This is a genomic window from Vibrio porteresiae DSM 19223 (genome assembly GCF_024347055.1).
Lineage (GTDB): Bacteria > Pseudomonadota > Gammaproteobacteria > Enterobacterales > Vibrionaceae > Vibrio > Vibrio porteresiae.
On record NZ_AP024896.1, the window covers coordinates 684,080 to 696,571 of the forward strand.

Genomic DNA, 12,492 nt, shown 5'->3' on the forward strand with positions numbered 1-12,492 from the left:
CTCCTCTTTATTAGTTAAGTGGATTAGTTGGGTTCGTGTTCATCTTTGATTTTAGTTTGGCTGGTGGAAGTTTGAGATGTTTGCTGAGCTTGAGATTTTTGTTCAGATTGCTCTTGAGCTGCCAAATATTCATCGACACTCGAATAGCGTTGCATAGTAAATGCGGTCAATATAGCAGATGAGGGTAGAAAGTGTTTCATAGCTGTCCTTAGAGTATCCACAATTCAATCCTCCCTTTATAAAATCATATGCTTAGTCCCGCCTTGTCTTACATCAGTAAATACCAAATCGTTTTTCTGTTAGCTGGACACACACTTTTTTAAACGGACAGACACCTTTTTAAGCGGACAGGCACCACAACTAAGCCTTTATCTTTTGAAATGTCTCGCAAAACTATTTCAAGGCGATTGGTGTTGACGCGCTTTGTCGGGAAAGTGGGTAAATCCTATCTCTATTAAGGTAATGTCTATGGCTACGGCAAGATCTCGTTTGGTTTGTCCAGACGTCACACCTTATTATCATTGCGTATCTCGCTGTGTGCGCCGTTCATTTCTTTGTGGTGAAGATGCTTTAACTGGTCGTTCATTCGAGCATCGTCGAGATTGGATTGAGCAACGTATTTTGACTCTAGCTACCTATTATTGTGTTGATGTATATGCTTATGCGGTGATGAGTAATCACTACCATTTGGTGGTCAGCTTAAACCAGCAGCAAGCGCTGGCCTTAAGTGATCGCGACGTGGTTGAACGTTGGTGTGTCGAGCATAAAATGCCTTTGATGATCAAAAATTGGCTAGCGGGGGAGTTACTCACTGACGCTCAGAAAACATGGTGCGACGAAACGATAACAGAGTGGCGTGAACGTCTTTGTTCTCTGAGTTGGTTTATGAAAGAGCTAAACTATGGGATTGCAGTCCAAGCGAACAAAGAGGATGACTGCACGGGCCGTTTTTGGGAAGGTCGCTTTAAATCTCAGGCGTTACTTGATGAGAAGGCGTTATTAAGTGCGATGGCATATGTGGAGCTCAACCCTGTGCGAGCCGAGATGGTGAGCACGCCAGAAGAGGCAAAACATACCTCTCTTCGAGCAAGGTTAGATGCGTTAGAGCAGGGCAAAACACAGGTACAAGGCCTCGCTAATTTTGTAGGAAATCTAGAAGCAGATAACACAAGCGGTATTCCCTTTCGATTGCTGGATTATTTAGAACTGGTTGATTGGGTTGGTCGGCATGCGCGAGAATCTTCGGCGGGCTATATTGCTGCTTCGACCCCGAATATCCTGACTCGATTAGCATTTTGTGATTATCAGTGTTTGACTCTGTGTACAAGACTGGAGCAGGAAACCAACATTTGGGTTGGTGCTGCGCATAAGCTTGAGCACGCGAAGAAAACGCTAAATAAACAGCGAATAACGGGTTTTCAAATTAGCTAAAAACACCTTCATCCCAGTAAGGTAGAGCCTGTCCATATTTCTCACTTAAAAACGCGATAAACAAACTCACTTTTTGTGGGAGATGTTTGCGCTCTGGGTAGACAGCATATACAGCATGTACTGGCAATGCATAAGGTGACATGATTGGCACCAAGCGTTTTTCTTGGACATCTTTACCGACGATAAACGTGGGCAGTTGCCCTATTCCTAATCCAGAGAGCAGAACTCTGCGTATCGCTTCACTGTTATTTACCGACATATTTCCTTTTGGCAATACCTTGAATTCCTGTTGATTTTTACAAAAAGTCCATTCGTTTCCACCACGAAAATACGAGTATTTAATGCAATTGTGTTGGCTTAAATGTTCAGGTTCAGACGGCACTGGATGCGCAGCTAGATAGTCTGGCGATGCACATAGTATGCTGTGACAGGTGACCAATCGCTTAGCAATCAAATTTGAATCAGAGAGATGGCCGATCCTTATCGCAAGATCATATCCTTCAGCAACCAAATCCACCATGCGATCTTCGAATTGAAGATCAAGCTCAATATGAGGGTAGCGCTGTAAAAACTCAGTAAGAAAAGGCGCTATATGACGAACACCGAAAGACATTGGTGCGGTTATTTTGAGTTTACCACGCGGTTCTCCCTGCAGCTCTGAAACAGCGTCAACACCTTGTTGGGCAAAGGATAATGCTTGAGATACGTACTCATAATAACGCTCGCCAGCTTCGGTTAGGCTGATATGTCGAGTTGTCCTTTGAATCAAACGAATTCCGAGTTCGTCTTCTAATTGGCTAATGCGTTTGCTGACGGCTGATTTTGTGATATTCAGCTTTTCGGCTGCACGTGAGTAGCTGCCACTTTCCACGACAGCGACAAAGAGTGGAATCGTTGGAAAGTTGTTGTACATCAGTAGCTCCTGTTTGACGAATTGTTAAGTGGACACACACCATAACGTTTTGGATATGGTGTGTGTCCGGTTAATACGGTGTGTGTCCAGTTAAGGGAGTGTAGCGGTAATCTTTGAATGGGTGTTAGTGGTTATTGTTGATTATGTGGAAACAAAAAGTTTCTCAGACAATGACTTAAGTGTTTGTAGGAAACAGTATAAACTAAGCCATACTTAGAGAGGAGAGACACATGCAGTACGATTGGATACTTTTTGATGCAGACGAAACACTATTTCACTTCGATAGTCGTCGCGGATTAACCCTGATGTTAGAGCGTAAAGGCATGGAGCTGACGGATGAGGCTTTTCAAGCGTATCAAAAGGTGAATCATCCGCTTTGGGTTGCTTACCAAAACGGTGATATTACTGCAGATGAACTCAAACATACTCGCTTTGTGGACTGGGCTGAAAAACTTGCAACCACCCCAGCAGAGCTCAATCGCAGTTACATGCAGGCGATGGCGGATATTTGTAGTTTACTCCCGGGAGCTCAAGCACTAATCGATGCTCTGAAAGGGAAGGTGCGCATGGGGATTATTACCAATGGTTTTGCTGATTTGCAGATGGTTCGCCTAGAACGTACCGGTCTTGCTCCTCACTTTGAACATATCATCATCTCTGAAGAGGTGGGTATTGCGAAACCGGATCCACGTATTTTTGCCCATGCGTTAGAGAAAATGGGCAATCCGGATAAAAAACGGGTATTGATGGTTGGAGATAATCCTCAATCGGATATTCTTGGTGGTCTCAATATTGGCGTGGAAACCTGTTGGTTAAATCTCCATGGAGCTGACACCCCGAAGGATATTCAGCCTCACTATCAAGTGAGTTCACTCGACGAGTTACAAGCGTTGCTACTGGCTTAATCGGTTTTCTGCTCATAATCGGGTTCCAACTAAAGAGAGCAAATAGTGCAATACGTAAAAATTAAGCAAGCGATTTTAGATCAGATTGACGCTGGAACGTTGTCCGCGCGGCAAAAGCTGCCCTCTGAGCGTCAATTGGCCGAAGCGTTTTCGACCACGCGAGTCACACTTCGTGAAGCTCTATCATTGCTTGAGTCGGAAGGCGCGATTTATCGAGAAGATCGCCGCGGCTGGTTTATTGCACCTGAGCCACTGAGTTACAACCCAACGATTGGGCTCTCTTTTATGCAAATGGCGCAAGCGCAGCATCGGGAAGGCAGCTGGCAAACCTTGTCAGTCAAAAAAAGTTTAGCCACGAAGACGGCCACCCGTTTACTCGCGTTAGCGCCTTTTAGTGAAGCTCAAACCATAGAACAGGTTCGCTATCTTGAACGTCGACCTGTTTGTTATCTCAATAGCTATGTTTTACCTGAATTTGTGGGGGCTGCTGCGGGCAATGACGAGGAATCACCGCTTGCTCAGTTGGAAAGCCAATTGCCTTTGCTGTTAGCCACAGTGACGTTTCGTTTGGCGGTGAAATCATTGCAAGGCAACATTGCTCAACTGCTTAGAGCGACGGAAGGTACGCCGTGTTTGGTTATCGAACGTCGCTTTATCGATAAACAGCAGCGCGTTATTCGAGCGGATGTTGAATATTGGCGTCACGATGTGGTGACGATTGAAGGATAAGTCTCTTTCATCGCATTATTGAGAATAAAAAATGGCCCGCAGGCCATTTTTTTATATCGAACTAGAGCAAAGCTGAATCAGTTATGCTCGTCCATGTCTTTGCGTTTTAGCATTTTGTGCCCATCTTCACTCACGCCATTTTTCCAATAGCTGCTGAGGTAGATGTACTCTCGATCGATGTCGTGTTCATCACGGAAATATTGGCGTAGTGCTTTCATTGAATCAAACTCGCAAGCACACCACACTGCACATTGGCCATCAAGCCAAGGCTGAGATTTCACTACATCAACTAGAGTGTGCTCAGGATGCTGAATATTCCAAATCACATTAATGCCATCGGGAGCATCGATCTCTTGGCGATCGTCTTTATCGAGAATATCAATCACGGCATAGCCTTTGGCTTCTAGAGGAAGTTGAGCTAGCGTGTTGGCAAGAGCGGGAAGAGCGGTCATATCTGCTGCACAGAAGAACCAGTCGGCGTATTCGTTAATGCCTTGTTTTTTACCAGGTCCAGCGATGGAAATGGTATCACCCACTTGACACTCCATCGCCCAACGAGCAGCAAAACCACAACTCATGTCGCTGACAATATGGCGTACAAAATCGACGTCCATACTGTTGGTTTCTGCATCAAATTGACGAATGGTGTAAGTGCGCATGACGGGACGAGCGTCTTGTGGCAAGGTCGATAGATCGGTGCTGCCTTCGGGGGTAAAGAGAAGTTTGATGTAATCGCCAGCGCAGTCGGCTCCGAAGTGGGCGATGCTATCACCTTGAAGAGTGACACGTTGGTAGTTAGCGGACAATTGCTCAGTCGCAGTGACTGTAAGTTCATATTTAGGTCGTTGAGTCGATTTCGCTTGCATAATTACCTGTTATTATTACTTCTTGTGCGTCAAACACAGTAACGTTTAATTACATATATAACAATGATAATCATTGTTATTTGCATTCATTTACTTGAAAATGTGATATTTCATTAGTGTAGATCGCAAAACTGGGATTTAAAGACAAAACTTGGCAATATCCAGTGTGTCGAGTTGCTTAAGAGACCAGATTAGCCTCTATACTTGGATATTACCTTAACACATTGTAAATAGAATGAATTGTTATTCCAATCAAATCTCAAGGACGGCGTAATGGGGAAATTTGCTCCAGTATTGCTTACAGTATTGCTTGCCACCGCCGCTCAGTCAGCTCACGCCAAAGTGATTGAAAGTCAACATCTAGTTGGTTTCGGTTTCGCGAAATATCCTGATAATTTCACCCATTTCGATTACGTCAATCCCAATGCGCCTAAATACGGTAAAGTGACTTTTGGTAAAATCGGCACATTTGATAACTTTAACCGTTTTGCTTCTCGTGGTGTCGCCGCGGCAGATACCAGCCAACTGTATGATTCTCTTTTTAAAGGTTCAGATGACGAGATTGACTCTTACTATCCTTTGATTGCCGAGCGTGTTCGTTATTCTGACGATTACACTTGGATGGAAATCGATATTAATCCCAAAGCGCGTTTTCAAGATGGCACTCCCATCACCGCCAAAGACGTGGAATTTACCTTCAGCAAATTCATGACCGAAGGTGTGCCACAATTTCGGGTCTATTACAAAGACATCAAATCAGTCAAAGCGATTAAGCCTCTCACGGTGCGCATTGAAATGGCTGAGCCCAATCGCGATAAGTTGTTTGCCTTTGCTGAATCGACCCAAGTCTTGCCAGAGCACTATTGGAAAGAGAAAAATCTTGCTGAACCCTTGCTAGAAGCGCCAATTGGCAGTGGTCCTTACAAAATCGCTAGCTACAAGATGGGCCAGCGTATTACTTATGAGCTGGATCCTAACTATTGGGCCGCTAAATTGCCGGTCAATGTTGGACGTAACAACTTCGCTAAGATTCAGTACGACTATTACCGCGATGACACTGTGATGCTCGAAGCCTTCAAAGCTGGGGAATTTGATTATCGTCAAGAGGGGCAAGCTCGGCTGTGGGCGAACGCCTACAACGGTCCTAATTTCGACAAAGGCTATATCGTCAAAGAAGAGATACCGCATCAAGCGCCAGCCGCGACTCAAGCCTATGTGTTTAATACACAGCGTCCGATGTTTCGAGATGTTCGCGTAAGAGAAGCCATCAACTATGCGTTAGATTTCCAGTGGATGAACAAAAACTTGTTTTACGGTCAATACACCCGTACGCGCAGTTTCTTCTCCAATACCGATTATGAAGCCAAAGGTTTACCTTCAAAGCAAGAGCTGGAAGTGCTAGCACCTTACAAAGACAAAATTCCAGCGCGGGTTTTTACTGAAGAATATCAGCCCCCGGTCACCGATGGTTCAGGCTACATCCGCCCTCAAATGCGTAAAGCCTTTGAACTGTTTAAAGAAGCAGGGTGGGTGGTACGTGATGGCGTGATGGTCAATGAGAAAACGGGTGAACCCTTTACGTTTTCGATCATGATTTATAGCCCAGTGCAGGAGACCATGTCGATTCCGTTGCAACGCAATTTGAAACGGTTAGGTATCGATATGCGTATTCGTTCCATCGACACAACCCAGTACACTAAGCGCCTGCGTGATCGTGATTTTGATATGGTGTTATCTACTTATTATGCCAATGCCTATCCTAGCTCTGGTCTGCTGTTCCCTTGGAACTCTCACTATATAGATTCTACGTACAATTGGGCCGGTGTTGCAGACCCTGCTATTGATGAACTGACTGATAGCATCGTTAAGAATCAAGAAAATCCTGAGAAGCTATTATCGCTAGGGCGTGCGCTTGATCGGGTGTTGCAATGGAATTTCTTTATTATCCCGCAGTGGCATGTGAGCGAATATCGTGTTGCGGTTTGGGATAAGTTTGATCGTCCAAAAACGATGCCGAAATACTCTTTGGCTATCGATACTTGGTGGGTAGATAAAGCTAAGGCTGAAAAACTGCCTGCGAAACGTCAATAGGGGAACTCATGGCTGCGTATATTTTTCGTCGTTTATTGCTGGTGATCCCAACATTGTGGGCGATCATCACCATTAACTTTTTTATCATTCAAGTTGCTCCGGGGGGCCCAGTAGAACAAGCCATTGCACAAATCCAAGGGCAAAGTAACGGTACAATGGAGCGCTTTACTGGCGGTGGTCAGGAAGTTGCTCCAAGTAATGAAGCCAAACCATCGGGTTACAAAGGCTCACGCGGTTTAGACCCTGAAGTGGTTGAGTCAATCAAAAAGCAATTTGGTTTTGATAAGCCGATTTTAGAGCGCTATACCGACATGCTCAAAAACTACGTGACGTTTCATTTTGGTGAGAGTCTGTTTCGTGGTGGCAACGTGATTGATTTGATTAAAGAGCGCTTACCTGTCTCTATTTCTTTGGGGCTATGGAGCACGTTAATCATCTATTTTGTGTCGATTCCTTTGGGGATCACCAAAGCGATTCATCACGGCTCGCGATTCGATGTTTGGTCGAGCGCCTTGGTGATCGTTGGCTATGCAATCCCTGGTTTCTTATTCGCCATCATTTTGATCATTCTGTTTGCCAGCGGTAACTATTTCGATTGGTTCCCACTGCGCGGTCTGGTTTCGGATAATTTCGCTCAAATGACCTGGTATCAGAAAATAGGTGACTATTTCTGGCATATGGCCCTGCCGATTGTGGCGATGGTCATTGGCGGTTTTGCCACGTTAAGCATGCTGACCAAAAACTCATTTTTGGACGAAATCAATAAGCAGTATGTGGTCACCGCTCGTGCTAAAGGGTTGGATGAAGGTGCTATTTTATACAAGCATGTGTTTCGTAATGCCATGTTGATCATCATCGCGGGTTTCCCAGCGGCGTTTATCAGTATTTTCTTTACCGGTTCAATGCTGATTGAAGTGATGTTCTCCCTTGATGGCATTGGTCTACTGGGATTTGAGGCGACCATTCAACGTGATTATCCACTGGTATTTAGCTCGCTCTACATCATGACTTTATTGGGTTTGATACTCAGCATTATTTCGGACCTCACTTATATGTGGGTCGATCCGCGCATTGATTTTGAGGCTCGCTAATGGCTTTCTTTAAACACTCTCGTCCTAACCCGTTGAACGTAGCGCGCTGGCAGCGTTTTAAATCCAATCGCCGCGGCTGGTGGTCAATGTGGATTTTTGCTTTGTTGTTTGTACTCAGCCTGTTTGCTGAAGTGATTGCCAACGACAAACCACTGCTGGTTTCTTATCAGCATGAATGGTATTTCCCTGTTGCCAATATGTACCCAGAAACGACCTTTGGTGGGGAATTTTTGACCGAAACGGACTATTCCGATCCTTATGTTAAACAACTGATTGAAAAAGATGGCTATATGGTTTGGCCGCCGATTCATTTTAGTTACGACACCATCAACTATAACTTGGTGGGGAGTGTGCCTTCTGCGCCCGATCATACTAATTTGTTGGGCACGGACGATAAGGGCAGGGATGTACTGGCGCGCATCATTTACGGTTTCCGTATCTCAGTATTGTTTGGCTTTGTATTAACGGTGATCTCATCGGTGATTGGTGTATTTGTCGGGGCGACGCAAGGTTATTACGGTGGCTGGATTGACCTTATCGGGCAGCGTTTTATCGAAGTCTGGTCCGGTATGCCGACCCTATTTTTGCTGATCATTTTATCGAGCTTTGTTGAGCCGAACTTTTGGTGGCTGCTTGGCATTATGGTGCTGTTTAGTTGGATGAGTTTAGTCGGGGTAGTTCGCGCAGAATTTTTGCGGGGACGTAACTTTGACTATGTGCGAGCTGCGCAGGCGATGGGCGTCAGTGACGGTCGGATTATGCTGCGTCACATGCTGCCAAATGCCATGGTGGCATCGCTGACTATGATGCCATTCATCCTGTCTGGTTCAGTGACCACTCTGACCTCTTTGGACTTCTTAGGGTTTGGTCTGCCTGTTGGTTCTCCTTCATTAGGTGAACTGCTGGCGCAGGGTAAAGCCAACTTGCAAGCACCCTGGCTTGGCATTTCTGCATTTGTGGTGTTATCCATGATGTTGACCTTACTCGTGTTTGTCGGTGAAGCGGTACGCGACGCCTTTGACCCACATCTACAACGGTGATTTTGATATGAATGACGCATTACTAACCATAGATAAATTATCGGTAGGGTTTGGCCGCGCACAGAGCGTGGAAACCGTGACATATAACGTCTCATTGAACATTAAAAAAGGGGAAACCCTCGCCTTAGTGGGCGAAAGTGGTTCGGGAAAATCGGTCACTGCGAACGCCATCCTAAAACTGCTACCGCGAGGTTCAGCCCATTATCAAACTGGCAAAATTGTGTTTGATGGTGTTGATACTCTGCAATGCAGTGAGCGGGAGTTACGAGGTATTCGTGGTGGCCGCATTGGTATGATCTTCCAAGAGCCAATGGTCTCATTGAATCCACTGCATAAAGTGGGTAAGCAGTTAGTGGAAACCTTAGCGGTACATCGCGGGATGCGGGACAATAAAGCGCGTTCATTAGCGATTGAATGGCTCGGGAAAGTGGGAATTCGCCAGCCTGAGCAAAAAATTGATGCGTATCCTCACGAGCTTTCTGGGGGGGAGCGCCAACGTGTCATGATTGCGATGGCGTTAATCAATGAACCGGAATTGCTGATTGCCGATGAGCCAACTACGGCGCTGGATGTGTCGGTACAATCGCAGATCCTCGATTTGCTGAAAGAGCTGCAACAAGAGCTCGGTATGGCGATGCTGTTTATCACTCACGATTTAAGTATCGTGCGTCGCATTGCTGACCGAGTGGCGGTGATGCAGCATGGTCATTTGATTGAAACCAATGAGTGCCAAGCGCTGTTTAATAATCCACAGCACCCTTACACGCGCAAATTGATCGATTCAGACCCGAAAGGTTTGCCAGTGACGGTAAGTGAAGATGAGCCGGTGTTAGTGGGAACACAGGGGCTGAAAGTCTGGTTTCCGATCAAAGGTGGTCTGCTTAAACGCACCAAAGATCACGTTAAGGCCGTTACTGACATGAGTTTTGCCCTTAAGAAAGGCCATACGATTGGGTTAGTGGGCGAGAGTGGTTCTGGTAAATCCACCACCGGTATGGCGATTTTGCAATTGGTCAAATCTCAAGGCTCGATTCAGTTTGATGGGCATGAGCTGCAAGGATTAGAACGCAAAACGATGCTGCCTTATCGCAGTAAAATGCAGGTGGTGTTTCAAGACCCGTTCTCAGCATTGAACCCTAGGATGTCGGTTGCGCAGGTGATTGGCGAAGGGCTTAGAGTGCATACCGACCTAGATGAGGAGGGTATTGACCAAGCAATCTGCTCAGTGATGCGTGAAGTCGACCTTGACCCAGAAACGCGTTTTCGTTTTCCCAATGAATTTTCTGGTGGGCAGCGTCAACGTATTGCGATTGCCCGGGCGCTAGTGTTAAAGCCGCAGTTTATTTTGCTCGATGAACCCACATCGTCTTTAGACCGTACCGTGCAAGCCCAAGTGTTGGATTTGCTAAAATCGCTGCAAGAAAAACATGGTTTAACCTATCTGTTTATTAGCCATGATCTCAATGTGGTGCGCTCTTTGTGTCATTACACCATAGTGATGCGCCAAGGTGAGATTGTAGAGCAAGGCGATACGCAGCAGTTGTTTGCTCAACCGCAAAATCCGTACACTCAAGAGTTGGTTCGTCTCTCTTCCTTCTAACCTTGAGTGTTAACTCAAGATAATAAAACGGCGCAGTGACTATCACTGCGCCGTTTTTATTCGTTATGGGTCATTTGTAAATCGCCACTCTCTAAATGAAGCGAGATTTATTCAGAAGACCGCTCATCACGTACCAACTTTTCACGTTTGCGAATCGATGGGAACCACACCATCCATAATCCGACCACAACAATTGTGCCGATGCCCCCAATCAGGGCAGCGTTAACTGCACCTACTGCCGCCGCCAATATACCAGATTCAAACTCACCTAATTGATTGGATGTGTTGATAAAAATTGAGTTCACAGCACCCACGCGGCCACGCATTTCATCGGGTGTTTCGATTTGCACCAGCGTACTACGAATCACCATACTGATCATATCTAAAGCACCAAGTACAAACAGCGCGGCGAGGGATAACCATAGATTCGCCGACAGAGCAAAGACAATGGTCGCCAAACCAAAGCCTGCTACCGAAGCAAACATCACCATCCCAACTCGTCGATTTAACGTGTATTTTGCTAAATAGAACGACATCAATAGGGCACCCACAGCCGGTGCCGCGCGCAATAAGCCAAGGCCCCAAGCCTCTGTGTGCAAAATGTCACGAGCAAAAATAGGCAAGAGCGCCGTTGCGCCGCCGAGCAAAACCGCGAAGAGGTCTAAGGATAAGACGCCCAGAATGATTTTCTCTTTGCGAATAAACGCCACACCAGAGAACAGTCGCTCCATGTTCATCGGTACTCGCTTCGGTGGCGCATATTGATACTTCAAACTTGCCATTAATATCACCGAAATGAGGGTCATTACGGCGGTAATAGCGTAAACATAACTTGGCCCAAGCAAATATAAGAATCCACCGAGCGCTGGTCCAATAATGCTGGCGGCTTGACCGCCAGAACCATTAATTGCTAACGCTCGGGGTAAAATGGCTTCTGGAACCAGTGCAGGGACAATGGCGCGACCTGATGGGTTTTCAAAGGTACGAAATACGCTGATGATGCCGATAAAGGTCAGTATCGCCGCTTCATTTAACCAGCCAGCAAAACTTAATCCGGCAAGAGCGACTAGTGCAATCCACTCAAAGAACTGACAGACCACCACCACGTTGCGGCGATGAAATTGATCGGCAATGTGACCTGCGGGTAAGGCTAACAGCACGGCGGGCACAAATTGAATTAAACCAATAAGGCCCAAATTAAGCGCTGAGTGGGTCATATCATAGATTTGCCAGCCCACAGCAACGGAGACCATTTGAAAAGCAAATCCGCTCGCAACGCGAGAAAGCCAGAAATGGAAGAAAGCCGGATAGTGGCGCAATTTAAGTGAAGCGTGCTCGTTGGTCATAGGTTGTGTCGATACTCATTATCCGTTGATTGCGCTATTGATAGCGGTTGTTGCTTCAATAAATACGCTAGAGAGGCATACGTTAACTTTTTATGGTTCGTCATTGGTGCAAAAAAGGGCGCGAATGAACCATAGTGTTATTTCCAAGATAGAACCCGACAGATGGCAAAACAGAGGTTATAGAGGGTTCTTGGCGAGAAAAGTGTGCGAATCTCGCTTTAATTGCATTGCTGATGACCTAAGTACGTTGGTCAGCAGCAATGTGGGAAAGTGCGTTGAGGTTACCTTGGTTTAATTGTTCGCTCAAGCTTGTTAAATCCTTATTTATCTTGAGAGATTAGCGATTATTCATTTGATTTTGTGACTTTGCTGCTTGTAATCGTTGACATTCGCTTGGAAAGCAATAAACCGGTTGTCATTTCAAATCATTCATTTAGAATGCACCAATGCGCTCGGGCAGGTACATCCGTATTTGTGCCT

Annotated in this window: 11 protein-coding genes; 7 read left to right on the plus strand and 4 right to left on the minus strand. The window is 45.8% G+C overall.

Annotated elements, in window-relative coordinates:
• Positions 1 to 23 precede the first annotated feature (23 nt).
• A complete protein-coding gene (locus OCV11_RS19650; RefSeq protein WP_261897709.1) occupies positions 24 to 200 on the minus strand; it encodes a hypothetical protein in 177 nt (58 codons plus the stop codon).
• 268 nt (positions 201 to 468) lie between these two features.
• Here OCV11_RS19650 and OCV11_RS19655 point away from each other — a divergent pair, with 268 nt between their 5' ends.
• A complete protein-coding gene (locus tag OCV11_RS19655; protein WP_261897710.1) occupies positions 469 to 1,431 on the plus strand; it encodes a transposase in 963 nt (320 codons plus the stop codon).
• Here OCV11_RS19655 and OCV11_RS19660 read toward each other — a convergent pair.
• Positions 1,424 to 2,344 carry a LysR family transcriptional regulator gene (locus OCV11_RS19660; protein WP_261897711.1) on the minus strand — a complete coding sequence of 307 codons (921 nt, stop codon included), beginning with the start codon at positions 2,342 to 2,344 and terminating at the stop codon, positions 1,424 to 1,426. The two genes, OCV11_RS19655 and OCV11_RS19660, sit on opposite strands and share 8 nt — an antisense overlap.
• A gap of 230 nt (positions 2,345 to 2,574) precedes the next feature.
• Here OCV11_RS19660 and yjjG point away from each other — a divergent pair, with 230 nt between their 5' ends.
• Positions 2,575 to 3,249 carry a pyrimidine 5'-nucleotidase gene (gene yjjG / locus OCV11_RS19665; protein ID WP_261897712.1) on the plus strand — a complete coding sequence of 225 codons (675 nt, stop codon included), beginning with the start codon at positions 2,575 to 2,577 and terminating at the stop codon, positions 3,247 to 3,249.
• A 45-nt stretch (positions 3,250 to 3,294) separates the two neighbouring features.
• Positions 3,295 to 3,978, plus strand: coding sequence for a UTRA domain-containing protein (locus OCV11_RS19670; RefSeq protein WP_261897713.1), 684 nt, complete (start codon positions 3,295 to 3,297; stop codon positions 3,976 to 3,978).
• A 77-nt stretch (positions 3,979 to 4,055) separates the two neighbouring features.
• On the opposite strand, the gene OCV11_RS19675 is transcribed toward OCV11_RS19670, so the two are convergent.
• A complete protein-coding gene (locus OCV11_RS19675; protein ID WP_261897714.1) occupies positions 4,056 to 4,844 on the minus strand; it encodes a siderophore-interacting protein in 789 nt (262 codons plus the stop codon).
• Between the two features lie 273 nt (positions 4,845 to 5,117).
• On the opposite strand from OCV11_RS19675, the gene OCV11_RS19680 reads away from it, so the two are divergent.
• Genes OCV11_RS19680 through OCV11_RS19695 form a run of 4 tightly spaced genes read left to right on the plus strand, consistent with a single transcriptional unit; the run spans position 5,118 to position 10,666 of the window.
• Positions 5,118 to 6,935 (plus strand): extracellular solute-binding protein, encoded by a 1,818-nt coding sequence (locus tag OCV11_RS19680; protein ID WP_261897715.1) that lies wholly within the window; start codon positions 5,118 to 5,120, stop codon positions 6,933 to 6,935.
• 8 nt (positions 6,936 to 6,943) lie between these two features.
• On the plus strand, positions 6,944 to 8,026 hold the full coding sequence (locus OCV11_RS19685; protein ID WP_261897716.1) for a microcin C ABC transporter permease YejB: 1,083 nt from the start codon (positions 6,944 to 6,946) through the stop codon (positions 8,024 to 8,026).
• Positions 8,026 to 9,066 carry an ABC transporter permease gene (locus tag OCV11_RS19690; protein WP_261897717.1) on the plus strand — a complete coding sequence of 347 codons (1,041 nt, stop codon included), beginning with the start codon at positions 8,026 to 8,028 and terminating at the stop codon, positions 9,064 to 9,066. The genes OCV11_RS19685 and OCV11_RS19690 overlap by 1 nt, the downstream gene beginning before the upstream one ends.
• A 7-nt stretch (positions 9,067 to 9,073) precedes the next feature.
• Positions 9,074 to 10,666 (plus strand): ABC transporter ATP-binding protein, encoded by a 1,593-nt coding sequence (locus OCV11_RS19695; RefSeq protein ID WP_261897718.1) that lies wholly within the window; start codon positions 9,074 to 9,076, stop codon positions 10,664 to 10,666.
• Positions 10,667 to 10,773: 107 nt separating this feature from the next.
• Here the strand turns inward: OCV11_RS19695 and OCV11_RS19700 are convergent, their stop codons facing one another.
• Positions 10,774 to 12,012 carry an MFS transporter gene (locus OCV11_RS19700; protein WP_261897719.1) on the minus strand — a complete coding sequence of 413 codons (1,239 nt, stop codon included), beginning with the start codon at positions 12,010 to 12,012 and terminating at the stop codon, positions 10,774 to 10,776.
• Positions 12,013 to 12,492 lie beyond the last annotated feature (480 nt).

Bases quoted from the DNA above. Each gene is read 5' to 3' on its own strand.
- OCV11_RS19650 (WP_261897709.1), bottom strand. From the start codon at position 200: ATGAAACACTTTCTACCCTCATCTGCTATATTGACCGCATTTACTATG.
- OCV11_RS19655 (WP_261897710.1), top strand. From the start codon at position 469: ATGGCTACGGCAAGATCTCGTTTGGTTTGTCCAGACGTCACACCTTAT.
- OCV11_RS19660 (WP_261897711.1), bottom strand. From the start codon at position 2,344: ATGTACAACAACTTTCCAACGATTCCACTCTTTGTCGCTGTCGTGGAA.
- yjjG (WP_261897712.1), top strand. From the start codon at position 2,575: ATGCAGTACGATTGGATACTTTTTGATGCAGACGAAACACTATTTCAC.
- OCV11_RS19675 (WP_261897714.1), bottom strand. From the start codon at position 4,844: ATGCAAGCGAAATCGACTCAACGACCTAAATATGAACTTACAGTCACT.
- OCV11_RS19680 (WP_261897715.1), top strand. From the start codon at position 5,118: ATGGGGAAATTTGCTCCAGTATTGCTTACAGTATTGCTTGCCACCGCC.
- OCV11_RS19685 (WP_261897716.1), top strand. From the start codon at position 6,944: ATGGCTGCGTATATTTTTCGTCGTTTATTGCTGGTGATCCCAACATTG.
- OCV11_RS19690 (WP_261897717.1), top strand. From the start codon at position 8,026: ATGGCTTTCTTTAAACACTCTCGTCCTAACCCGTTGAACGTAGCGCGC.
- OCV11_RS19695 (WP_261897718.1), top strand. From the start codon at position 9,074: ATGAATGACGCATTACTAACCATAGATAAATTATCGGTAGGGTTTGGC.
- OCV11_RS19700 (WP_261897719.1), bottom strand. From the start codon at position 12,012: ATGACCAACGAGCACGCTTCACTTAAATTGCGCCACTATCCGGCTTTC.